A 22,816-nucleotide genomic window follows, 5' to 3' on the forward strand; every position below is an offset into this window, starting at 1 on the left:
ACAAAAAAAATCATTTTAAAAATTGGATAAACCCGACACTGCATCATTTTTTTTCTCTAAATTGAAATGGTTTTTCTTTTGTAAATGATTTAAACTGTCTGATAAAATGAGATTGATCGGCATACCCAATATTATATGCGATATCAGTTAACTTTGATTTTTTACCTGCACTCATTTCAAACAAACTAGTTTGGAAACGAATGATTGTTGCGAATTGTTTGGGAGTGAGTCCAACGAAATTTTGGAATTTCCGTTGCATGGTACGTTCCGACATTTTAAAATCACTCGCGATCTTAAATATTTCACAATTCCCGTTAGTATCGATGATTGTTTGTAAACAAGAATGTAAAATCAAATCAGGCAAAAAACCTTTCGACCTTTTTTGAAGATATTCTAAAATTGCTTCTTCTGCCAAGGTAGTTGAATGTTGTTGTATTGCCTTATGAAATTTTGATTCATTTATCCATTCCGATTTTTGGATTGTCCAACAGGAATTCGTTAGTTCTGCAATGGGATTTCCAAAAGATGCCTCGACAAAACTTGGGAACAGTTGGACCATCACAAAAAAATATGGGCCTTCTATTTCAATCTGAATTGGTTCCAATGTTTGGCCGTATATGAATACAGGATCCATAATTTTGGAAATTTTACCAACAATGACTTTTACAGGAGCATTTGAATGAAAAAAAACAAGTCCTGGAAAACCATCAGCAAAAAAAGGTAATACTTCTTTTTTGGAAGTCATTGATTCAAAAATAAAAATATCTTTTGCTATGTATTGTAAATCTTTTGGAATTTTTGGATTTGGACGAGACATGAATCTTTTGGAATTGTTGACAGGTTTACTTTCTTGATTTTCTTAAGAATTGATTAGACGAAATTCAAGATCCATTCGATTTTTTTTATTTTATTTTCCATAAAAAAACAAAGTCACCTCACATAACGAGCGTATTTGGTTTTTCTAATGAATCTATTTTTCAAAATTTTCTACATTTACAGAAAATAACTCTTTCTGGGAATATGATATCATACGTGAAACTTTCAATCTTAGATTTAGTTTTTATCAACCAAGGCCAGACAACTAAAGAAGCAATTCAAAATAGTGTGCGTGTGGCAAAGGCAGTAGAAACATTTGGTTATCATCGAATATGGATCGCAGAACATCATAATTTCCCTTCCATTGCTAGTGCTGCAACATCAGTTGTCATCGGTCATTTAGCGGAACAAACAAAATCCATTCGTGTAGGAGCTGGGGGCATCATGTTACCAAACCACTCCCCACTCGTGATTGCTGAACAATTTGGAACATTAGAAAGTTTATATCCGAACCGGATTGATTTAGGGTTGGGCAGAGCTCCAGGGACAGACCAACTCACCTTACGCGCATTACGTAGAGACCCTATGGCATCTCAACATTTCCCTGAAGATGTCAAAGAACTTTTAGAATATTTGTCTTCTGACAGAAAAGATGGAATGGTAAATGCAATCCCAGGTTATGGAACCAATGTTCCTGTTTGGATTTTGGGTTCTAGTTTATTTGGAGCTCAACTTGCGGCACTACTTGGTTTACCATTTGCATTTGCATCTCATTTTGCTCCTACCTATTTAAAAGATGCCGTTACAATCTATAAAAAACAATTTCGTCCATCGCAATACTTACAATCCCCCTATGCCATGATTGCAATGAATGTTGTGGCAGCCGACACTGACGAAGAAGCGAATTATCTATTCACAAGTGTCGAACAGTCATTTCTCGGTATACTCAGAAATAAACGTGCTCCTTTTCCACCTCCTGTTCTATCAATGGATGATTTTTGGTCTGAACAAGAGAAACAAATGGCAAAACAAATGTTATCCGTTTCAGCGGTAGGATCGAAAGAGACAATTGTCCAGAAAATAAACAAAATCCAAGATGAGATCCAAGCTGATGAATTGATTGTAGTATCCTCTGTTTTCGACATAGATAAAAGAATCCGTTCGTTTGAGATCCTGATGGAAGTCCAAGAACAAATTTTTGATCCCTCTACCGCGAGAGCTGTGAAAAATTAGTTTTGGTACCTTTCCCATTCTATAGTATCCTATACAATCAGGGAGAGTTACTCTAAGTTCGCCAGGGAGAAATATATGCCATTTCGAAAACTATCCTATTCATTGATTTTCATTTCACTTTGTGTTTTCACCATGGATTCTTGCGAGCGAGGTTTCATACGTTCAACCCTCAAAGAAAAGTTCCAGAAAAAAATCAGTGAATTACCTGCTCCGAACGCGATAACTGATTTCACCAGGCCCATTACAACCCCAGGTGACTATGTGTTTTCGACCATACACCAAGAGATCCTTCGTTATTATAAAATCCACGTTCCAAAAAGTTACAATCAAGTTAAAACTGTCCCACTTTTATTTGTTTTCCACGGTGGTGGAGGTGATATGGAAATCCAATCAAAGGAAGAGTATTACCACCAAATTTCTAAATCAGAAGAGTTAGGACACATCGTTGTATTTCCGAATGGATACAGTGTATACAAATCGGGAAAAATTGCGACTTGGAATGCAGGCAATTGTTGTGGAGAAGCAAAAAAGGCGAATATAGATGATCTTGGATTTGTAAAGGTTATCCTTGGCCACCTAACAGAAAAAATGAACATTGACAAAAAAAGAATTTATTCTACTGGAATGTCAAATGGGGCAATGATGTCCTACCAAATTGCATGTTCAATGGCAAATCAATTTTCTGGGATCACTGCTGTGGCAGGAACTGATAATACAGTGGATTGCAAACCTTCCAAACCAATTTCCATTTTTCATATACATGCTAAAAATGATGATAAAGTATTATTTTATGGTGGAGCAGGTTCCAGCTTCACTGACAGAACACTCATTACGGATTTTGTTTCTGTTCCGAAAACTGTATCCAAATGGGTACAATTGAACGGTTGTCATCCCACACCAAAAATTGTGTTACAAAATAAAGATGTCACATGTGAAGAGTATCATGAATGCAAAGAAGGTGTGACAGTGAAACTTTGTGTGACGGAAGATGGTGGGCATTCTTGGCCAGGTGGGAAAAAACCTTCTCTTCTGTTAGGTGGTGAATCACCAACAAAAGCGATCATTGCCAATGATGTGATGTGGGATTTTTTCAAATCCCATCCCAATCAGTAACATTCATTTTCTAGACTCATAATTTCCAAGGCAATTGAACTAACTTCTGGTTCATTCTGTATTCGAATGCCAATGTCTCCATACATTGGAAACACAAACAATCTGTATACTGAGTTGCCAAATATTCAGTTTCTTCCTTTGTCAATTGAACTTTCGTACACTGGCACAATTGAATGGAACCAACCTTACATTCAAAAATTCGCAAACAGTTGGGGCAAATTTTTTCCTCATGTTTGATCACTGACCCCTGGGAATTGTATGTTGAATCTTGTATTGGATTTTTGTTTGGTTTTGGTTCTTTCAAATGGTGACTCCTATAGATTTAGAATCACACAATCGAATTGGGTGATCCGGCGAATTTGTCCGGGACCCTAATATGAACAAGGAACCAATGAACGTTTACGGGCGATTCATTTGTGGGAAGATCCGACTTTTTTGAATCCGATCAACGAATTCAAATTCACGGTTGCACCGTCAGTTGAGGAGTTTCACCTCATTCCTCCCGGAATGATTTCAGTTTAGAAAGATCCTCTTTCATGTCAATCGACTGTTTTGGTTTTGGCATTTGGTCTTTGAGTAAAACACCAGAGCGTTTTTGGGAAATACTTTCCTGGATTAAGTAAATTGTTTTATCGCAGGCTAACGGTAGCGGAAATCCAAGTGGTCTGACATTGGAAATACAATTTCTTGTTTCATCCGTTTTTCCTATTTTTGGTTCATACGTAAGATAAAGTCCAAGGCTATCGGAGGAACTAAGACCAGGCCTTTCTCCAATGATCACTAAACAAATTTTGGATTGTAAAATTTCGGAAATTTCATCTCCGATCGCAACTCTACCCCATTGTGCCACTACTAAAGGTGCAAGTTTAAGATGCAAAAATTCAATTTTCGAAAGGAATCCTTCTAAAAATAGAAGTAAGTTTTCATCGATTGCTTTCGCAGACAAACCATCCACACAAACAATTCCCAAATCATAACCCTTCTCCATTGAATCCAATTTGAGTATTGATTCTTCCGAAAGCCTTCTGCCCAAATCAGGCCTTAATAAATACTCTTGTTTAGAGGTTACTCGGCTTTTGACAAATTGGTGTTGGATTCCATATAACTTTGAGATTGACTTCAATTTATCAAAAATTGGATCCCAAGAAGGTTCTTGTACAACTGCATCTTTTGCCTTCGCATGGTCCATCCTAAACTTTAACATGTCTTTGGTGGAAATAGAAGCACCAAATCTTCCAAGTCCAATCCTTGCTTGTGTGAATTGTTTCCATCGATCTAAATTTGACATAATTAATCCAACCTCATTCCTTTTTCAAACAAGGAGACCATTTGATTCTCAACTGGTAAAAACTGTTTCCCATTTGAAAAAATTCCTTTTTGAACCAACCATTGTTCAAATTCAGGTGCCGGTTTTAATCCCAATACTTGTCTTAGATACAATGCATCATGAAATGAAGTACTTTGGTATGATAACATTACATCGTCAGCACCAGGTATTCCCATGATAAAATTACACCCTGCCACCCCTAGGAGAGTTAATAAGGTATCCATATCATCTTGGTCTGCATCAGCGTGATTCGTATAACAAATGTCAACTCCCATGGGTAAACCCATTAGTTTTCCACAAAAATGATCTTCCAAACCTGCACGAATGATTTGTTTTCCATTGTATAAATACTCAGGGCCGATAAAACCAACGACAGTATTCACAAGTAAGGGAGAAAATTTTCTGGCAACGGCATATGCTCTCACTTCTAAAGTTTGTTGGTCAATGCCATGATGCGCCCCTGCTGAAAGCGCACTCCCTTGCCCTGTTTCAAAATACATTACGTTATTTCCAATGGATCCTCTCTTTAAAGACAATGCCATATCTCTTGCTTCTGCTAATAGAGAAAGATTGATACCAAAACTCTGATTCAAATCTTCTGTTCCGCCGATGGATTGGAATACTAAGTCTAGTGGTGCTCCTTTTTGCATCACTTGCATTGAGGTGGTTACATGGGTGAGGATACAAGATTGAGTTGGGATGGAATATGTTTGAATGATTGCATCTAACATTTCTAATAATGAAATACAAGTTGGGACATGGTCTGTGGCAGGATTAATTCCGATCACAGCATCTCCACTTCCAAGTAACAATCCATCTAAGATACTGGCAGCAATCCCTTTCGGGTCATCTGTGGGATGGTTAGGTTGCAAACGAACCGACAACCTTCCAGGTAATCCTATTGTATTTCGAAACTTTGTGATAATTTTGATTTTTTGACTGACTAAAATTAAATCCTGATTGGACATGAGTTTCGAAACAGCAGCAACCATTTCTGGAGTGAGACCCATACGAATGGATTCTAAAACAGGCAGATCTGTTGTTTCCGATAGTAAAAAATCCCGAAATCCTCCTACAGTTAAATGGGAAATCATCTTAAAAGCAGAAGGATCATGTGATTCTAAAATGAGTCTTGTCACCTCATCCTTGTTTGCTGGAATTAATTCGATGTTTAAAAAATCAGATAAGTAAATATCTGCTAATACCATTTGGGCCGCGATTCTCTCTTCTTGGTTTTCTGCGGCAACTCCGCTTAAAAAATCTCCAGAACGAAGGGGGGTTGCTTTTGCCAAAACTTCTTTTAAGTCACGGAACTGATATGTTTTTTTTCCAATGATGATTTGGTAACTCACCCTATTACTATACCTGATTTTTCCTTTAAGAATAGAACTTTTCCCATACTTCGATTCTCATTTTTACAAACAGTTTTGTCTAAAAAATAGACAATGTATGAAAAAAGCTCTCCTCATCCTTGGTAACCAGCTTTTTGATCTTTCAACTCTCATTCCCCGCGAGAAACGTTCGGAATATCTGGTCTTCCTAAGAGAAGACCAAGAATTATGTACATACTACCATTTTCATAAACATAAAATTTTATTTTTCTTTTTAGCAATGAGAGCCTATGCAGAAGAACTAAAAGGTTTAGGTTTTTTGGTTCACTACGAACCTTTGGATGTAAATTCCGATTCCTATGAAGTGCAACTGTCGAATTTTCTTTTAAAAGAATCCATTGATGAATTACACTATTTTGAAATCGAAGACCGTTTTTTTGAAAAAAGAATTCTTACGTTACTCAAAACGACAAACGTAAAAGGGATCGAACATAGCTCTCCTATGTTTCTGACAAAACGCAAAGATTTTGAAGCCTATTTATTAACACATAAAAAACCATTCATGAAGACTTTTTATGAATCACAAAGAAAAACATTACATGTGTTAGTGAATGATAAAAAAGAACCTATAGGTGGGAAATGGAGTTTTGATACAGAAAATCGGAAAAAACTTCCCAAATCTTACCATGCTCCAACTTTACCCCAGATCAATTTTACAACGAAAGAGAAGGAAGTTTTCCATTTGGTTGAAACACATTTTCCAAACCATCCAGGAAACACTGAAAATTTTTGGTTACCAACGTCTCGTAAGGGTGCCAAACATTGGTTAGATCAATTTCTAAAAGAAAGATTGGATTTATTTGGTCCTTATGAAGATGCGTTTTCACAAACCTTTCCCTTCTTACAACATTCGGTACTCACACCATTTTTAAATATTGGTTTATTAACTCCTAAAGAAGTTGTCGAAGTTACATTGGATCACGCAAAAAAAAATAAAATCCCGATTGAATCGTTGGAAGGTTTCCTACGACAAATCATCGGTTGGCGAGAATTCATTAGGGGAATCGATCAAAATTTTGGGGAGATACAAGAATCAAAAAACCATTTTGTTCACAATCGAAAGTTCACAAAACATTGGTTTGATGGTACTACTGGCATACCACCTCTCGATTTTGTTATAAGGAAGTGCAATCAATATGGATACGCTCACCACATAGAAAGATTGATGGTACTTGGATCATTAATGGTGTTATTCGAAATCAATCCAAAGGAAGCGTATCGTTGGTTCATGGAAATGTTCATTGATTCGTCTGATTGGGTGATGGGACCCAATGTCTATGGGATGGCCCTATTTAGTGATGGCGGAATTTTTGCCACCAAACCATACATATGTGGATCCAACTACTACCAAAAAATGGGACAGTTCCCCAAAGGTGAATGGGAACAAGCCGTGGATGGATTGTATTGGTCGTTTATCGAAACCCACCAATTCGAGTTTACCAAAAACCCTAGAACTGCTGTCCTTGTTGGAAATTTACACCGGATGCAAAATGACAGGAAGGAAAAACTCTTCCAAACTGCCAAAGTCTGGAAAGAGAAACTCACTTTAGTGTCGTAAATCTGAAAAGTATTAAGAATTCGAAACTGGATCCAAACCCATCAGGTTCTCCCTGGAGCCAAAAGAGGTTAGTTTTTGTATAAATTTAGAACGAATCTAAAATATTTTGCTTGCCATATCAATTAGATTAAATCTAATTCTATACTAAATCTAGAAAGAGAAGGTCAGTATGAGAAATTTCAGACGTTTCACAATCGCTCTCCTTGTGTTGTTCCTTGGCCCAATCGGAGCCGCGGACACCAAAGAGACCCAAGGGATGGACCGCCAAAATACATCCAACCAATTTTGGTGGCCAGAACGCTTGGACTTGGCACCACTGCGCCAACATAGCGCAGAATCGAATCCTTTGGGTAGGCAGTACAATTACGCCAAAGCATTTAAGGAATTGGACATCCAAACCTTAAAACAAGAAATCAAAACCGTTATGACCACGTCCCAAGATTGGTGGCCAGCTGATTATGGACATTATGGCCCATTCTTCATTCGTATGGCTTGGCATAGTGCGGGAACCTATCGCATCTCCGATGGGCGTGGTGGTGCTGGTGGAGGACAACAACGTTTTGAACCACTCAATAGTTGGCCTGATAATGCAAACCTCGACAAGGCAAGAAGGTTGTTATGGCCGATCAAGAAAAAATATGGTAACAAAATTTCTTGGGCCGACCTGATGGTTTTAACTGGCAATGTTGCATTGGAATCAATGGGATTCAAAACCTATGGATTTGCTGGTGGAAGGACTGACGATTGGGAAGCAGACCTAGTGTATTGGGGACCTGAGAAAAAATTCTTGGAAGACCAAAGATACAAAGGCAATCGCGAATTAAAAAACCCACTCGCTGCCGTTCAAATGGGACTTATCTATGTCAATCCAGAAGGACCTAATGGAAATCCCGACCCACTAGCAGCCGCTAAAGACATTCGTGAAACATTTGGCCGAATGGCAATGAATGACGAAGAAACTGTTGCACTGATTGCAGGTGGACACACATTCGGAAAAGCTCATGGTAAAGCAGATCCATCCAAACATGTTGGAAAAGAACCAGCAGCTGCTGGAATCGAAGAACAAGGGTTTGGTTGGAAAAATAATTATAAAAAAGGAAATGCAGAAGACACAATTACCAGTGGTCTCGAAGGAGCATGGACAGCAAATCCAACAAAGTGGACTACTCAATACCTAAACAACTTGTTTGGATTTGAGTGGGTACAAACAAAAAGTCCGGCTGGTGCCATCCAATGGATTCCAAAAGATGGAGCAGGTGCCAATATGGTTCCAGATGCTCATGACAAATCATTACGTCACGCTCCTATCATGTTTACAACCGACTTGGCACTAAAATTTGATCCAAGTTATAAGGTGATCGCAAAACGATTCCAAGAAAACCCAAAAGAATTTGAACTCGCGTTTGCAAAAGCATGGTTCAAATTAACTCACAGAGATATGGGTCCCCTCACCCGTTACATAGGAAAAGACCTTCCAAAAGAAGCATTAATTTGGCAAGACCCTGTTCCTAGTGTTTCTCATAAATTGGTAACTGTAAAGGAAATCGAAAGCCTTAAAGGAAAAATCCTGAAGTCTGGACTTTCAATTCCACAACTTGTCAGAACAGCATGGGCGTCAGCATCGACTTTCCGCAGTACGGACATGCGAGGTGGTGCCAATGGTGCGAGAATCCGCCTAACACCTCAAAAGAATTGGGTGGTCAATGATCCAGAAGAGTTATCAAAAGTTCTAAACAAACTAGAACAAATCCAAGAGGACTTTAACAAGTCAGGAAGTAAAATCTCTCTTGCTGACCTCATCGTTCTTGCTGGAAATGTTGCGATTGAAGAAGCCGCAAAAAAAGCAGGAGTAAAAGTTTCTGTCCCATTTACTCCAGGTAGAACAGATGCCAGTTTAGAACAAACCGATGAGTATTCCTTCTCTGTATTAGAACCAAAAGCAGATGCTTTTAGAAACTATTACGGACCAGGCAACTACATGTCACCAACTGAGATGTTAGTCGACAAAGCAAACATGTTGTCACTTTCAATCCCTGAGATGACTGTTTTACTTGGTGGAATGCGTGCATTAGATGCAAATGCTGGTAAATCAAAACATGGAATTCTAACATCAAAACCAGGAGTTTTGACTAATGATTTTTTTGTGAACTTACTCGACATGTCTACCAAATGGCAAAAGTCAGAACAAACAGAAGGACTGTATGAAGGTCTCGATCGCAAAACAGGATCAAAACGATGGACTGCAACGTCAGTTGATTTGATTTTCGGTTCTCACTCAGAACTTCGTGCTGTTGCAGAAGTATATGCCTCCGATGATGCCAAAGAAAAGTTTGTGAAAGATTTTGTTTCCGCATGGAACAAAGTGATGATGTCAGATCGATTTGATGTGAAATAAAACATGAAACCGTTCACACGCAAACAATTTCTAAATCGTTCCATTGTTCTTGCGTCCACTCTCTTCCTTTTAGGGGGAGAGTGGAATTTAATTGCAAAAGGAACAATCGAAGAAAAAATTTCGGATCCACCTGATGGCCTAAAACCAATACTCGAAAACGATCCCACTGCACAGGCGTTAGGTTTTCACCAAGATGCAAAGTATACTGATTTTAATTTGTATCCTGAAAGGAAACAACCACAAGCCAAAAACCAAGTTTGCCTCCAATGTGCCCAATTTACAAAACTCAATGAAGGTTGGGGAAAGTGTTCTATATTGACAAATGGTGTTGTATCAACAAAAGGTTGGTGCTCGGCCTGGTCAAAAAAATCTTGATTCGAATTTGATCTATTTTTTGATTCAACGAAAGGTGAGGAGACCTAACGTTTCGTGGATCAAAAAATACAATTAGACTATCAATATCTTTTAGAATGTTTAAAAGAAGTTTTAGAAGAGATTGGACAACAAGATTTAATCCCTTACCTCCCGAAGTACCCGTCCCTATCTCCTATCGTAAACGGAAAAAATCTTCCCCAAAAAACACCAGAACTTATAAGCCTTTGTTTCCAACTTCTCAATATGGTGGAAGAAAATGCCGCAGCTCAATACAGAAGAAAACAAGAAACAGGAGATGGTTTTACAAAACTTTCTGGATTATGGGGACAGTCTCTTACCAAAGCCAAAGAATATGGATTATCCCACGACGACATCCTTCCTATTTTAAAAGAAATTGAATGTGAACCTGTTCTCACTGCCCATCCAACGGAAGCAAAACGAGCTAGTGTATTGGAAATTCACAGAGATTTATATTTACTTCTCGTAAAAAAAGAGAACACAATCTGGACCGATCTAGAAAGAGAAACGATACGACAAGAAATCAAAGTCCAACTCGAAAGACTTTGGCGAACTGGAGAAATTTTACTTCAAAAACCCGACATCACTAGTGAAAGAAAAAACATTGAACACTATTTAAAAAATGTCTTCCCCAATGTGTTACATGAATTAGACCAAAGATTTTTTCAAGCATGGAAACATTCCGGCGGGAGTCATGAAGACCTATCTGATCCCAAATCACTCCCAATCATTCGATTCGGAAATTGGATTGGAGGAGATAGAGACGGTCACCCATTTGTAACAAGCGAAATCACAAAAGAAACATTAACATTATTCTGTCAGTATGCTCGAGAGATTCATAAAAACAAATGTGTTGAACTGACTCAATTTTTATCTTTATCAGATCGAATCCAATCTCCACCAAAAGAATTTTTAGATCGATTAGAATCATGGCATATAGAACACCAAGAAATTTCTCTCGATGTAAAAAAACGAAATCCAAATGAGCCTTGGAGACAATACTGCAGCCTCCTTGCCGAAAAAATAAAAAAGAAGAATATTAGCATTGAAGAATATTTAGGACACCTGATTTTTTTAAGAGAATCACTCAATTCAATTGGAGCCCGAAAAATTGCAAATCATTGTGTTTTCCCTTTGGAACGACTTGCCTTATCGATAGGGTTTCACCTGGCAAAAACTGACATTAGACAAAACTCCCATTACCATTCCATTGCTATTGAACAAATCTTAAAAGCAAGTGGGACCTATGAATGGAACTATCGTGAGTGGACGGAAGAAAAAAAAATTCGCTTCATCCTTTCGGAACTTCAATCCCAAAGACCCTTTTTATTGCCAGAGGTAGACCCAGGGAAAGAAGCATCTAACATCTTAAATACTTACCGATCCCTTCGATCTTGTATCTCTGAATTGGGGATCAGTGGAATTGGAAGCTTTATCGTCAGTATGACGCAAAATATATCAGACTTACTATTAGTGTATTTATTCCTAAAAGAAGCCAATCTTTTAGAATTTCATGAAGAGAAAGGATTTTTTTCTCCCTTTCAAGTGGTTCCACTTTTTGAAACCATTGAAGACCTAGAACGATCACCAGAAATTTTAGATGCTTACCTCAAACAAGACATTGTCAAAAACTCTTTTGCCAACCAATCCCTACAAATCATGCTCGGCTATAGCGACTCCAATAAAGACGGTGGGATTTTTGCTAGCCAATGGAATTTGTATGCAACGGAAACAAAATTAACCGAAATTGCCAACCAACACAAAGTAAAACTCAAATTCTTTCATGGCCGCGGAGGTAGTATTTCAAGAGGAGGTGGGAAAACACATAAGTTTTTAGATGCCCTACCTCATGGTACATTGAATGGAAAAATACGCGTCACTGTTCAAGGTGAATCGATTAGCCAACAATATGCAAATAAAATCACAGCCATTTATAACTTAGAACTATTTCTTGCTACCACAACAAAAGTAACGATTCGTCACAAGTGGAATGAAAAAAAGAAACATCCTGCTTATCCAATCTTGGAATCCTTATCGCACAAAACGAAGAAAACTTATACAAACTTATTACATACGGAAGGATTTTTAACTTTCTTCTCACAAGCGACCCCAATTGATGTCATCGAGAATTCAAAAATTGGATCAAGGCCAAGTCGCAGAACGGGACAACGTACATTCCAAGATTTAAGAGCCATCCCTTGGGTTTTTAGTTGGAGCCAATCACGATTCCATTTGCCCAATTGGTTTGGTGTTGGCTCAGCACTGTATGAATTAAGCCAAAACAACAAAGAAGATTTCCACATCATAAAAGAAGAAATTAGGGAATGGCATTTCCTGAATTACGTGATCAAAAATATCGAAACAGGGATTTATTCATCTTCACCTAACATTTACACCCTCTATGCAGATTTAGTGGAAGATTCAAAGACTAGAAAGCAGATACTTTCTCTCATCAATGAAGAATACAAAAAAACAATGGATGTTCTTTCTCAATTAAGGGGGAAAGAAATTCAATATGTAAGACCATCTCTTATGGAGACTCTTAGTTTAAGAGAACCAGGACTGACCATCTTACATGAAAAACAAATTGACTGGTTAAGAAATTGGAGAAATAACCAAACAGAAGAAATGTTACAGGATTTGCTTGTCACTGTGAATGCAATTGCAAGTGGTTTGAGAACCACAGGTTAAATTACGCTTCTTACATTCAGTAAGAAGCGTAATAAATAATTTATAATTTTCCTGCTTCTTCTTCGTAGACTTTTGCGTCTGATTCGAATTTTTCAGCCAAGTCAATCATCTCTGCCTTACGATTGTCTTGGTAGATTGCCTTGCCACCTTTTTGCGCTTTCGCCAAACCACGGTATTTTGCAGCAAGATCTTTGTGTTCTTTGGCTACTTTCAATAGGTAGGACTTAACTACTTTCTTTTCTTCCGGAGTGTTGGCTTTTTGAACGAGTACCTTTTCAATATCTTCCAATGCAAAAAGGGATGTGGATACCAATGCTAAAATGAATATAGATAGTTTTTTGATCATATTTAATCTCCAGATTTTAGACAAAAAGAGAGATTTAAACTAGTAAAAAAAAATTAAAAAACTGAAAGGATTCAAGAGAAAGAAACCAAAACCAAGCAACTATCGGTTGCCCAAGCGTTAAGCAAGCTATTCGAATATGGAGCAAACACCCATGGCAACTCAATTACAATCGCTTATGATACTAAATTTACTCGCAAAACGCTTGTTTATTTCCAATTACAATGAGACAAATCCACTCCTTCAAACACCCATGGTTTGTGTGCAAATTTTGCATTTTTATCTTCAATCAAATCAAAAGACTTTGATTGGGAATCCATACCCGTAAATACTAAATAAAATGGTGTGTCTTTCAATTTTGTCCGTTTAGGGCATAGATCTACTCCTTCCGATTTTATAAATGGATAATTGGTTCCCAACTCATCACGAAAAACCATTCCTTCCTTAAGAACACAAACTCGTTTCCAATCTTTTGTATGGAGTTTTAATTTTGTTTCTGATTCACTCACACAAATTTGATCGAGTACCACTACTCCTAAAAACTCTGCAGAGAGTTGGCAACACATCGGAGTCACAGTCCAATTCCGTTCGATTACCTTCTCTTTTTCAAGAGCGGGAGAATCTGTGCTTTGAGTAGGAGGCGAGGAACATGCAGAAAACAAAACAGAAAAAAACAGAATCCCATAAATGAATGAACGATTGGTTTGCATAAACGCACCTAGTCCCAAGAAATTTCATAAAAATCCTGCATGTGAGAGTTTAAAATTCTATCTTTTTTTTCGATTTTTTTTCATTCCCATCTATTTTGTCCTAGGTTTACAGTAGGATAAGACTTCAAGAAGAGGTCAATTATGGAATACGTAGAATCACTTTTAGAAGAATACTTTGATGTTTCTAAGCAAATGGAAAATAGGACGATTGCTATTGGGGAAACGGAAGACTATCTTGAAAGTTTACTTGCCATTGAGGAAGAAATCTGCTGGGAATTTAATGTTCCACCAACTCGTAAATTTAGAGATTTGTTTCGATTGATTCCAAACGGAATGACAAAAGAAAATTATGTAACCACTTCCGTTCAAACTCTTTCTAGGGAAAAAGCTAGATATTATTACAGACCAAGTGAGTTTGACTTTGATCAATTTAAGGCAGCTTAAATATGTTAGTCGCTCTTTAGACACAAATCACAATTCCCACAAGAAGTAAAAGGGGAATCAAAATACTGGTGGATAAACTTCCTTCTACAATCATTTGTTTTCGTGTATTGGAGCATTTGGTAGAGCCGTTTTCCACCTTCCATTTTTTTGGCCTCCAATTCTTCTTTTGAAAATAGAGCATCGTCCCATTCATTTTCCAGTTGTAAGGTCCCTTGTTCTAAATCACCAGACACAAGACCCACACGAGATAATAAATTGATAGCGGTTTGTACTCTGTGGTCTGACTTATTTTTATAAGTCATAAAGGATTGGATTGTCTCGTAATCAAGGGCGGATAATTGATTTTGTTTTTGGGATAACAACAGATAGAGTTTTTTTAAGTAGGATACATCTGGATTTTGCCAATCTATAAAATCCATTTGGATCGCCAAATCGTCTTCTGTATAAAACAGTTTGCATTCAGAAGGTTTTGCATCTCTCCCTGCCCTTCCAATTTCCTGGTAATAGGCTTCGATACTTCCAGGAATTTGTACATGGAAAACATTTCTGACATTTTGTTTATCAACACCCATTCCAAATGCGTTGGTAGCGAGTAACACAGCAGAATCTGATTGTAAAAATTTTGTGAGTGTTACACTTCGATCTTGGTTGGATCGTTTCCCATGGTACACCAAATGAGGGAATCGTTTGGTATCTAACCATCGACTAAAATTTTCTAATTCTTGGATGAGGCTAAAGTATAAAATGGAAACCCCTTTTTTGGACTTTAACTCTTCTAACAAGTGTTTGTATTTAGTTTCTACATCAATACACTCGGTAACAGATAAGTGCAAATTTGGTCGAAACAATCCATCATTAAAAACCTGAATTTCCTGGGATTTTAGTCCCATTTGGTTTATGATATCATTTTGTACACGACTCGAGGCAGTCGCAGTTAGAGCAATTGTTGGCGGAAATTTTAAAATCTCGCGGAACCACTTAAATTTGGTATAATCAGGACGGAAGTCATGACCCCATTGGCTAATACAATGTGCTTCATCTATTGCCAGTAGCGAAATTTGTAACTTGGACAAAGCTTCTAAAAATTCTTTCTTTTGGAATCTTTCAGGGGACACGTACAAAATTTTCAACTTACCAGCTCTAAGCTCTTCATACCGTTTTGTCCTTTCTGTCCGGTTTAAACTAGAATTGATATAAGTGGCAGAGATTCCTTTTTGCAACAATGAATCCACTTGGTCCTTCATTAAGGCAATGAGAGGTGAGATCACAATACAAGTTCCTTGCAAAACCAATGCAGGAAATTGGAAACAAATAGATTTTCCCATTCCCGTTGGCATTATGACCAAGGCATTTTTGCCACCGATTACGTGTTTTATGATCAATTCCTGATTCCCTCGAAATTCCTTAATTCCAAAAGTATCAAACAGTAAGTCCGTTTTCATAATTACCCTTTCACCACAATCTAATTTCGTTCTTTCCATTGAGATCATTTTTTCATTCGATTTATTTCCCTTTGAATTTTATTTGCAAAATGGATGGGGAACCTGATTCACAAGTTACAAAAACCAAAACCTATAAACCTAATTACTAAATAGTAATATACTTACCTTAACTACCATACATTCAAAACCTTAAACAATCCTTGAGTTTCCGTTTGACGATTCGATTGGAAAAATGAAATAACGAATGAAACTTTTAAGGAAACTTATATGAATCGAATCATGCCCTCCGTTTTAGTCATCCTCATGTTTACCATACTTACTTGTGGCAAACATACAGGAGTCGTAGAAATTAAGTCCTATGTACACCCACATGGACAACAAACAAAAGGAAAAATCCTAATGGTACTCAGTAGTCCAAGTGTTTCCAATCAAACTGGTTGGCCCATTGGGTTTTGGGCATCGGAACTCACACACCCAATGAGAGTATTTATCGAATCTGGATACTCTGTTGAACTTGCCTCCACAGAAGGAGGAAAAGTAGAAATGGATTCCTATTCCAACCCATCAGATCCGAGTGGTTATTCTTCACATGATGTAATTTCACTTGGTTACTTACAAAAAAAAGAATTCAAAGATTCTTTATTCAATACAAAAAAACTCTCTGCTATAAATGCAGATGATTATGCAGCGATTTTCCTTGTTGGAGGACAAGGCCCAATGTTTACATACAAAGGAAATGAAATATTACAAAAATTATTTGTTCGATTTTATGAAAACGATAAACCTGCTGTTGCCGTTTGTCACTCCACTACGATTCTTTTAGAAACAAAAAAATCAAATGGTGAACTCTTGGTAGATGGAAAAACTTGGACAGGCTTTTCTGATGAAGAAGAGGACTATGCCGACAAAGCAGTGGGTCAAAAAATCCAACCGTATCGGATCCAAACAGAAGCAAAAAAAATAAAAAACACAACTTTCAAAGTCGCACCAGCTTTCTCTTCTTATGCGATCAGAGATGGTTTTTTGATAACAGGGCAACAACAAAATTCAGGAGAAGCAGCAGCAAAACTCCTCATTGAACTCCTAAATGAATGATCCATTTCATAAAGACTACTTCTTTTAAAGATTAAAGAAGTAGTCAATCGTCTATTTTTTCTTTGATGTTTTTGCGTTTGGAAATGATTCCAAATCTTCTGTATAAGCTCCAGAAGTTTTCATAAACGTAATACCAAGCTCTCGTAAGGAAATGATCATTGGGATTGTTTTTTTACCAAGCTCCGTTAGAGAGTATTCCGTACGGGGCGGTACAACCGCATATACTTTACGATGAACAAGACCATTTTCTTCGAGTTCACGTAGTGACTGAGCCAACATTTTATCGGAAATATGGCTCAATGTTTTTTTGATTTCACTATACCGTAACGTCTTTTCTCTTAATCTCCAAAGGATGGGCATCTTCCAAGCACCACCTATCCAATCTAAAACAAATTCTACAGGATTGTAGTATAATTTTCCTTTGTATTTAAATTCAGGCATAATTTTCCTTCTACCTACCGAATGGTAAGTTAATTACTTATTCCGACAATATAGTCAAAAACTTTTTATTATCCATTCAAATCGGATTGCAAATTCTTAAAATAACTCCGTTTATAGACTAAAAAGGAGTTTGGTGAATGAAAATTGCAATCATAGGAACAGGAAATGTTGGTGGAGCTTTGGCGACAGGTTGGTCAAAAAAAGGACATAAAATCTTTTTAGGAGTTCGGAATCCAGAGAATTTTAAAGGGATAGAACTTCTTTCTCTTTCCAATATTTCTGCTTGTCCCATCGAAGAAGCTGTCAAACTATCTGATGTGGTTGTGATTAGTACACCAGCAAAAGAAACAATCAATGTTGTAAAATCATTAGGTGATACAACTGGAAAAATCATCATCGACACGATGAATACAGTCCCAAAAGATACTTCTAATTTGGACTCATCTACCACAGAGACCATACTAAAAAACACTCAATCCAAAGATATTGTGAAATGTTTTAATACAACAGGTGCCAATAATTTGTTAGATCCCAAATACGGTGATACTAATCTCGATATGTTTATGGCTGGTGATTCCAAAACAGGCAAAGAAATCGCAAAACAACTTACATTCGATTTAGGATTTGCCAATTGTTATGATGTAGGTGGGAATGACAAATTTGCGCTGATGGAAGAATTTGCATTCTTTTGGATCAACCTTGCGATGTTTCAAAAATTAGGCAGAGAGATTGGATTTAAGTTACTCAAACGTTAAAATACAACAACACCAAGGAGTTCCTTTCGTTTGCTTTTCAAAGATTACTTTTAATTAAGTTTGACCTATCTGGGGAGCGTTTTCGCTACTATCCATTGGACAAAACCCTACATATCCCTAGTGTCATGTGATCCTCATTCAGAAACATTGACTTCTCACACTTCAATTCTATTTCTCAATAAAAAACAAACCCTTGTTTGGTTTCTTCTAACTGAACAATATTCAGTCGTTGCACTAGCAATGAATACGAACGGGAATTGAGTAAAATTTCCTATTTTTTTCCTCTCATTCGAAACAATGCTATACAAAATGGGAATCTATTTCTCATTACGTTTGAATCCCATGCAAACTTCAAAAAAATTCACATACTTTTTTGCTTTAGTAATCAGCGTTAGTTTCATCATCAGTTTCTTCTTATATGGAATTCAGAATAGTATCGCTGAAAACAATCCCCATGTAGAATTGAAACCCTTCTCCTATACAAAAATCTTGTCTCGTACAACAACAGTAATCTTATTTATTTCTTTACTTTGGTTTCACAAAAGGATAGAAAAAAAACCGATTCGATCTCTCGGATTGGAAAACATATCAAAAAGAAAAAAAGATTTATTTTTAGGATTTTTCGCTGGGATGGCATCACTTAGTTTTGTAGTAGCCACTAAGGTAATTTTTGGTGTATCCAATTGGGCACCCAAAGAATTTTTTGCATTTGACTATTTGATCTCTTTATATTTTTTACTTTCTGTATTTTGTATTGGATTCGTTGAAGAACTATTCTTTAGAGGTTATCTTCTTCAATCATTTGTTGTCGAATGGGGGGAGAAAAAGGCGGTTATCTTTACAAGTTTGTTTTTTTCATTCACACATTTTATCAGGCCAATGCAAGATATACTCATCTTGATTCCAGAATTCATAGGATTGTTTTTAGTAGGATATGCATTGTCTTATGCTTGGATTTATACTAAATCTCTTTATTTACCGATTGGGATTCATGCCGGTTGGGTGTACGTTGTCAAAATGCAATCATTCTTTATTTCTCCAATTCCTCACAACTATCACTGGTTATTCGGTGGAGAGAGACTCGTTACGGGTCTCATTTCATGGATGTTTATGTTTTTGTTTTTATTTGGGCTCAAATATATTTCTGAACAAATTTTACAAAAAGACAAAATGCCAACTGGTTAGTGGAATATTCACAATCTCAATACACACTAGGAAATTTACCAGAATTGGGATAATTAATTCAGGTGATTCCGTTTTTTTGTAATGAATTGTTTTCTTCCAATTTTGCCTGGAACATCAAAAATCCTAAAGTTGCAATCACACCGCCAAAAAAGATAAAAAGTTCTGGTCCAAAATTTACTGAATCCCAAGTTTCATGCGTTAACATTAGATAAATGATCGGTGCAATGTATTGATTCACAAACAAACCAGTAAATATGAGTTGGTTCGAAGTTCCTGATTTTAAAAATTTCCATAAAAACAAATTTGGATTCGAAAGTACGGTGGAGAGGGCAAGAAGGGCCATAAAAGCCATTTCCAATAAAGAAATCCCAACTCTTGGATCGATCGACATACTTAAGTAGTTTGGATTTTGAAATAAATGACCAATCAAACTAAGTCCTCCAGGAACAAGCGCTAGATGGATCAGTATATCATCCAAAATCCAAGATCGATTTGGAGTTCTTCTTAAATACAAAAGGATCTCATAAAAACTAAAAAAAATGAGTCCGATAGAAGTGGAAATGGAAGTCATAACAAGCGTTGACTTAGGGTTGATGTGTACGGCAGGAGCAGACAATAACATCAGAATAGAAGAGATATTCCCTCCCCCAACGATCATGAGAAATGCCAAATTTGCAGTGAAAGGCCAAAGTTGAAAATGCCGAGTTGCTAATCGCAAACTAACAATGACTAGAAGAGAAATGGAGGTAAAAATAGAAAGTACGGGTCCGTCTGTTCGGTAAAAAAATGGAACACCAAAAATCCAAGCTACCAATGTTAAACTCGATCCAATTAAAATTAAAAAATCAAGTATTTCCGCCCATTTTAAAAACCGTTTTTCCATAAGGAGAACTCCTCTTTGTTAGCGGTAATGATTTGTTTCTACAGGAACAATTTTGCAATTCAATTTTGATTTGGATCAAAGAAAATTCTTGCGATAAACCTGCGGAGGGACTCCAAATTTTTTTTGGAAAAGTGTATGAAATGCTGATTTAGAATTAAAACCAGAGGCATAAATAATACTGATGATTGTCATATTTGGATTCTCCTTCAAAAGTTTTGCAGCTGTTTCCAATCGAAACTGATTTACATAATTTCGAAATCCTATCCCTAGGTGATAATTTAAAATTTCAGACAATTGATGAGAGTCTAAGTCGAGTCGACTTGCCAAAGTTTTTAAAGTTAATTCTTCGAGTGTATATAGATGTTCAGTTTTCATCAAATATTCCAATCGTTTTAGAACAGATTGAATATCAATTCCCTTGGTTCGGCTCTCCTTATATCGGGCAACACTCGTTTCCTTTTCGAAATTTGGAATGATCTCTATACGATTTGTTCTCTGCAATAAAATATAAATCAAGAGCACAAGTAATCCACTACATGCGATAAAAAATATTTCCATAAAAAGGATTTGAGCTATTAAAAACAAAAATGTGATAGAATTTGTATAAATGATTAATCTTAAAAATGGTGGGAATGAGGTTTTCAGATCCTCTTTGGAGTAAATCCTCCACTTAACGATTTTGTATAAGATTTGGGAAGTATAAAAGAAAATCGAAACCACACCGAGTCCCATCGAAATCAATACCCAATTTTCTGAATTGAGTCCTGCAAATATCGATTGTCCCCTTTCTACAGTTTCACTTCCGTTAGATGGTCCAAGAACAAAGAGGAAACCAAATGACAGAAGTGAAGGAACCAAATGAACGAAAGCGGAATGATTAAGGGATCCGTTACTCATTTTATCAAAATAAAGGGAACAGAGTGGACCAATGAGTAATAAAAGTGGGATGTGAATCCCAAATAGTTTAGGGAACAATAAGAAGCTGTTAGCAAATTCTGCAACCATATGAAACTGCACCAAGGACACAGCTAAAAATAATAACGCCGATGAATAATCATAAAGAAGACTTGTTTCTAATTTTGCAAAATTGTTAAGAGAAAATTGAGAAGAATTTCTATTCTTTTTATTTTGTATTCCTCTCAATTGGTATGTTTCGAGCCAGTGGGATAAAAAAAGGAGGAATGATACAATAGCACCAGCAAAAGGAATTAATATCATAAAGTCTTTTTCTCCTTCATTTTCCGAATGTCTATTTTTTTTAAAAATTCCATTCATTTCTGTGTCCATCTGTATCCAAAAGGACGACTGGATTTTGATTGAATGCGATACTAAATTGTATGAACCGAATCCTTTTAAAAAACCAATACAACAATCGTAAAACAAAACTATTTCAATCTCATACAATAAGAGCTCTATTTTGTATACTGATGTTTGGAATCTTTTACACCCACCTCCTTGCAAATCCCTTTGAGTCAAAAAGAAAATATTTAAATCAGATTCCAATCAAATCCCAACACAAAAAACCCGTCATTACCATCATAAGTGACAATGAGTTTACCGAGCTAACTGATTTCCTAGTCCCCTATGGGATTTTGAAACGAGCAGATATTTCTGAACTGTATGCGTTAGCACCTGAGAGAGGGAAAGTCCAACTATTCCCAGCATTAGCGGTAGAGGTGGATACTTCCTTTGCTATTTTTGACAAAGAACATCCAGAAGGAGCAGACATCGTAATTGTTCCTGCTCTTCATAATTCACAAAATCCAACGATTATCAATTGGTTAAAAAAACAAAATGAAATGGGTGCCACATTCATTGGAATCTGTGATGGAGTTTGGACACTCGCTTATTCGGGATTGTTGGATAAAAGGGAAGCAACAGGACATTGGTATGCAAAGGATAAATTAATTAAAACTTTTCCAAATACAAATTGGACTAAAAACAAAAGGTATGTACATGACGATAGGATCATCACTACTTCAGGAGTCACTGCATCCATTCCAATTTCATTGGCATTAATCGATACGTTAGCTGGAAAGAAAAAAGCTAATGAAACGGCTATATTATACGGAGTTGAATCTTGGGATCCAAATCATAATAGTGATAGGTTTGAATTCAACTGGAATCATTATTTCCTTGCAACAAAGAACTATTTGTCCTTCTGGAATCATGAAATCATCGGAATTCCAATTGATGAAGGAATGGATGAAGTTTCACTAGCGTTGGTAGCCGATGCATATGCACGTACCTATCGAACAAAAGTGAGTTCGATCGCAGTACAAACAAAACAAGTTAAATTGAAGTCTGGTATTTCCATTTATCCAGATCGAACCAATTCACAGAATGATGGAATCAATGTAAAGGTTTCGATTCCAAATGATAGGAAATCGTTTCCTTTACTCAAGGAAACCTTAGATATCATCCAAAAAAGGTATGGAGAGACAACAATGGAATTTGTTTCCCTTCAAATGGAATTTCCAATCCCATAAGGTTTACGAATACTGGAACAAAACAATCTGATGAGTCTCAATCTAACCCTATTACACCAGTTAGAGAATGAAGATTTCAAATAGTTGTTTTTGTATACGGATTTATCCTTAA

General features: G+C 36.7%; 21 protein-coding genes. 11 read left to right on the forward strand and 10 right to left on the reverse strand.

Annotated features, from left to right (window positions below; translation table 11 throughout):
- Nucleotides 1-43: 43 nt before the first annotated feature.
- Nucleotides 44-817, reverse strand: a complete 774-nt coding sequence (locus tag DI076_RS05185) for a helix-turn-helix domain-containing protein (protein ID WP_108958908.1) — start codon at nucleotides 815-817, stop codon at nucleotides 44-46.
- 215 nt (nucleotides 818-1,032) lie between these two features.
- On the opposite strand from DI076_RS05185, the gene DI076_RS05190 reads away from it, so the two are divergent.
- On the forward strand, nucleotides 1,033-2,049 hold the full coding sequence (locus tag DI076_RS05190; RefSeq protein ID WP_245918282.1) for an LLM class flavin-dependent oxidoreductase: 1,017 nt from the start codon (nucleotides 1,033-1,035) through the stop codon (nucleotides 2,047-2,049).
- A gap of 75 nt (nucleotides 2,050-2,124) precedes the next feature.
- A complete protein-coding gene (locus DI076_RS05195; protein WP_108958910.1) occupies nucleotides 2,125-3,162 on the forward strand; it encodes a CE1 family esterase in 1,038 nt (345 codons plus the stop codon).
- Nucleotides 3,163-3,178: 16 nt separating this feature from the next.
- Here the strand turns inward: DI076_RS05195 and DI076_RS05200 are convergent, their stop codons facing one another.
- From DI076_RS05200 to DI076_RS05210, 3 genes are all read right to left on the reverse strand, one after another.
- The gene (locus tag DI076_RS05200) at nucleotides 3,179-3,466 is read right to left on the reverse strand and encodes a cysteine-rich CWC family protein (RefSeq protein ID WP_245918283.1); all 288 of its coding nucleotides are present in this window, start codon (nucleotides 3,464-3,466) and stop codon (nucleotides 3,179-3,181) included.
- Between the two features lie 189 nt (nucleotides 3,467-3,655).
- On the reverse strand, nucleotides 3,656-4,450 hold the full coding sequence (gene eutC, locus DI076_RS05205) for an ethanolamine ammonia-lyase subunit EutC (protein WP_108958911.1): 795 nt from the start codon (nucleotides 4,448-4,450) through the stop codon (nucleotides 3,656-3,658).
- 2 nt (nucleotides 4,451-4,452) lie between these two features.
- Nucleotides 4,453-5,841, reverse strand: a complete 1,389-nt coding sequence (locus tag DI076_RS05210) for an ethanolamine ammonia-lyase subunit EutB (RefSeq protein ID WP_108958912.1) — start codon at nucleotides 5,839-5,841, stop codon at nucleotides 4,453-4,455.
- 97 nt (nucleotides 5,842-5,938) lie between these two features.
- Here DI076_RS05210 and DI076_RS05215 point away from each other — a divergent pair, with 97 nt between their 5' ends.
- From DI076_RS05215 to DI076_RS05230, 4 genes are all read left to right on the forward strand, one after another.
- The gene (locus tag DI076_RS05215) at nucleotides 5,939-7,438 is read left to right on the forward strand and encodes a cryptochrome/photolyase family protein (RefSeq protein ID WP_108958913.1); all 1,500 of its coding nucleotides are present in this window, start codon (nucleotides 5,939-5,941) and stop codon (nucleotides 7,436-7,438) included.
- 169 nt (nucleotides 7,439-7,607) lie between these two features.
- Complete coding sequence (gene katG, locus DI076_RS05220) at nucleotides 7,608-9,833, forward strand: catalase/peroxidase HPI (protein ID WP_108958914.1); 2,226 nt, start codon at nucleotides 7,608-7,610, stop codon at nucleotides 9,831-9,833.
- 3 nt (nucleotides 9,834-9,836) lie between these two features.
- A complete protein-coding gene (locus tag DI076_RS05225) occupies nucleotides 9,837-10,208 on the forward strand; it encodes a high-potential iron-sulfur protein (protein WP_108958915.1) in 372 nt (123 codons plus the stop codon).
- A 54-nt stretch (nucleotides 10,209-10,262) separates the two neighbouring features.
- Nucleotides 10,263-12,917, forward strand: coding sequence for a phosphoenolpyruvate carboxylase (locus DI076_RS05230; RefSeq protein ID WP_108958916.1), 2,655 nt, complete (start codon nucleotides 10,263-10,265; stop codon nucleotides 12,915-12,917).
- 40 nt (nucleotides 12,918-12,957) lie between these two features.
- Here the strand turns inward: DI076_RS05230 and DI076_RS05235 are convergent, their stop codons facing one another.
- Both DI076_RS05235 and DI076_RS05240 read right to left on the reverse strand, forming a co-directional pair.
- Complete coding sequence (locus DI076_RS05235; protein ID WP_108958917.1) at nucleotides 12,958-13,263, reverse strand: LIC_10421 family protein; 306 nt, start codon at nucleotides 13,261-13,263, stop codon at nucleotides 12,958-12,960.
- 206 nt (nucleotides 13,264-13,469) lie between these two features.
- Complete coding sequence (locus DI076_RS05240; RefSeq protein WP_174705023.1) at nucleotides 13,470-13,970, reverse strand: hypothetical protein; 501 nt, start codon at nucleotides 13,968-13,970, stop codon at nucleotides 13,470-13,472.
- Nucleotides 13,971-14,111: 141 nt separating this feature from the next.
- Between DI076_RS05240 and DI076_RS05245 the strand changes: the two genes are divergently transcribed.
- Nucleotides 14,112-14,414: a hypothetical protein gene (locus DI076_RS05245; protein ID WP_108958918.1), complete on the forward strand. Its 303-nt coding sequence runs from the start codon at nucleotides 14,112-14,114 to the stop codon at nucleotides 14,412-14,414.
- Nucleotides 14,415-14,419: 5 nt separating this feature from the next.
- Here the strand turns inward: DI076_RS05245 and DI076_RS05250 are convergent, their stop codons facing one another.
- Entirely contained in the window at nucleotides 14,420-15,856 is a 1,437-nt protein-coding gene (locus DI076_RS05250; RefSeq protein ID WP_108958952.1) for a RecQ family ATP-dependent DNA helicase, read from the reverse strand.
- A gap of 267 nt (nucleotides 15,857-16,123) precedes the next feature.
- On the opposite strand from DI076_RS05250, the gene DI076_RS05255 reads away from it, so the two are divergent.
- Entirely contained in the window at nucleotides 16,124-16,951 is an 828-nt protein-coding gene (locus DI076_RS05255) for a type 1 glutamine amidotransferase domain-containing protein (RefSeq protein WP_108958919.1), read from the forward strand.
- Between the two features lie 51 nt (nucleotides 16,952-17,002).
- Here DI076_RS05255 and DI076_RS05260 read toward each other — a convergent pair whose 3' ends face one another.
- Nucleotides 17,003-17,392: a winged helix-turn-helix transcriptional regulator gene (locus DI076_RS05260; protein ID WP_108958920.1), complete on the reverse strand. Its 390-nt coding sequence runs from the start codon at nucleotides 17,390-17,392 to the stop codon at nucleotides 17,003-17,005.
- A 137-nt stretch (nucleotides 17,393-17,529) separates the two neighbouring features.
- Here DI076_RS05260 and DI076_RS05265 point away from each other — a divergent pair, with 137 nt between their 5' ends.
- Together DI076_RS05265 and DI076_RS05270 are read left to right on the forward strand one after the other, a co-directional pair.
- On the forward strand, nucleotides 17,530-18,147 hold the full coding sequence (locus DI076_RS05265; RefSeq protein WP_108958921.1) for an NADPH-dependent F420 reductase: 618 nt from the start codon (nucleotides 17,530-17,532) through the stop codon (nucleotides 18,145-18,147).
- A gap of 309 nt (nucleotides 18,148-18,456) precedes the next feature.
- The gene (locus DI076_RS05270; RefSeq protein ID WP_167396508.1) at nucleotides 18,457-19,332 is read left to right on the forward strand and encodes a CPBP family intramembrane glutamic endopeptidase; all 876 of its coding nucleotides are present in this window, start codon (nucleotides 18,457-18,459) and stop codon (nucleotides 19,330-19,332) included.
- 58 nt (nucleotides 19,333-19,390) lie between these two features.
- Here the strand turns inward: DI076_RS05270 and DI076_RS05275 are convergent, their stop codons facing one another.
- Nucleotides 19,391-20,215 carry a hypothetical protein gene (locus DI076_RS05275; protein WP_108958923.1) on the reverse strand — a complete coding sequence of 275 codons (825 nt, stop codon included), beginning with the start codon at nucleotides 20,213-20,215 and terminating at the stop codon, nucleotides 19,391-19,393.
- 75 nt (nucleotides 20,216-20,290) lie between these two features.
- Nucleotides 20,291-21,502, reverse strand: coding sequence for a helix-turn-helix domain-containing protein (locus DI076_RS05280; RefSeq protein WP_135358380.1), 1,212 nt, complete (start codon nucleotides 21,500-21,502; stop codon nucleotides 20,291-20,293).
- A gap of 50 nt (nucleotides 21,503-21,552) precedes the next feature.
- Here DI076_RS05280 and DI076_RS05285 point away from each other — a divergent pair, with 50 nt between their 5' ends.
- Nucleotides 21,553-22,704 carry a DJ-1/PfpI family protein gene (locus tag DI076_RS05285; protein WP_245918284.1) on the forward strand — a complete coding sequence of 384 codons (1,152 nt, stop codon included), beginning with the start codon at nucleotides 21,553-21,555 and terminating at the stop codon, nucleotides 22,702-22,704.
- Nucleotides 22,705-22,816: the final 112 nt, after the last annotated feature.

The organism is Leptospira ellinghausenii, from assembly GCF_003114815.1.
GTDB lineage: Bacteria > Spirochaetota > Leptospiria > Leptospirales > Leptospiraceae > Leptospira_A > Leptospira_A ellinghausenii.

What these genes read in the sequence shown, in the direction of transcription:
- DI076_RS05265 (WP_108958921.1), top strand. Translation starts at nt 17,530, where the DNA reads ATGAAAATTGCAATCATAGGAACAGGAAATGTTGGTGGAGCTTTGGCG.
- DI076_RS05270 (WP_167396508.1), top strand. Translation starts at nt 18,457, where the DNA reads ATGGGAATCTATTTCTCATTACGTTTGAATCCCATGCAAACTTCAAAA.
- DI076_RS05280 (WP_135358380.1), bottom strand. Translation starts at nt 21,502, where the DNA reads ATGGACACAGAAATGAATGGAATTTTTAAAAAAAATAGACATTCGGAA.
- DI076_RS05255 (WP_108958919.1), top strand. Translation starts at nt 16,124, where the DNA reads ATGAATCGAATCATGCCCTCCGTTTTAGTCATCCTCATGTTTACCATA.
- katG (WP_108958914.1), top strand. Translation starts at nt 7,608, where the DNA reads ATGAGAAATTTCAGACGTTTCACAATCGCTCTCCTTGTGTTGTTCCTT.
- DI076_RS05235 (WP_108958917.1), bottom strand. Translation starts at nt 13,263, where the DNA reads ATGATCAAAAAACTATCTATATTCATTTTAGCATTGGTATCCACATCC.
- DI076_RS05225 (WP_108958915.1), top strand. Translation starts at nt 9,837, where the DNA reads ATGAAACCGTTCACACGCAAACAATTTCTAAATCGTTCCATTGTTCTT.
- DI076_RS05240 (WP_174705023.1), bottom strand. Translation starts at nt 13,970, where the DNA reads ATGCAAACCAATCGTTCATTCATTTATGGGATTCTGTTTTTTTCTGTT.
- DI076_RS05245 (WP_108958918.1), top strand. Translation starts at nt 14,112, where the DNA reads ATGGAATACGTAGAATCACTTTTAGAAGAATACTTTGATGTTTCTAAG.
- DI076_RS05185 (WP_108958908.1), bottom strand. Translation starts at nt 817, where the DNA reads ATGTCTCGTCCAAATCCAAAAATTCCAAAAGATTTACAATACATAGCA.
- eutC (WP_108958911.1), bottom strand. Translation starts at nt 4,450, where the DNA reads ATGTCAAATTTAGATCGATGGAAACAATTCACACAAGCAAGGATTGGA.
- DI076_RS05195 (WP_108958910.1), top strand. Translation starts at nt 2,125, where the DNA reads ATGCCATTTCGAAAACTATCCTATTCATTGATTTTCATTTCACTTTGT.
- DI076_RS05215 (WP_108958913.1), top strand. Translation starts at nt 5,939, where the DNA reads ATGAAAAAAGCTCTCCTCATCCTTGGTAACCAGCTTTTTGATCTTTCA.
- DI076_RS05250 (WP_108958952.1), bottom strand. Translation starts at nt 15,856, where the DNA reads ATGAAAACGGACTTACTGTTTGATACTTTTGGAATTAAGGAATTTCGA.
- DI076_RS05275 (WP_108958923.1), bottom strand. Translation starts at nt 20,215, where the DNA reads ATGGAAAAACGGTTTTTAAAATGGGCGGAAATACTTGATTTTTTAATT.
- DI076_RS05285 (WP_245918284.1), top strand. Translation starts at nt 21,553, where the DNA reads ATGAACCGAATCCTTTTAAAAAACCAATACAACAATCGTAAAACAAAA.
- DI076_RS05260 (WP_108958920.1), bottom strand. Translation starts at nt 17,392, where the DNA reads ATGCCTGAATTTAAATACAAAGGAAAATTATACTACAATCCTGTAGAA.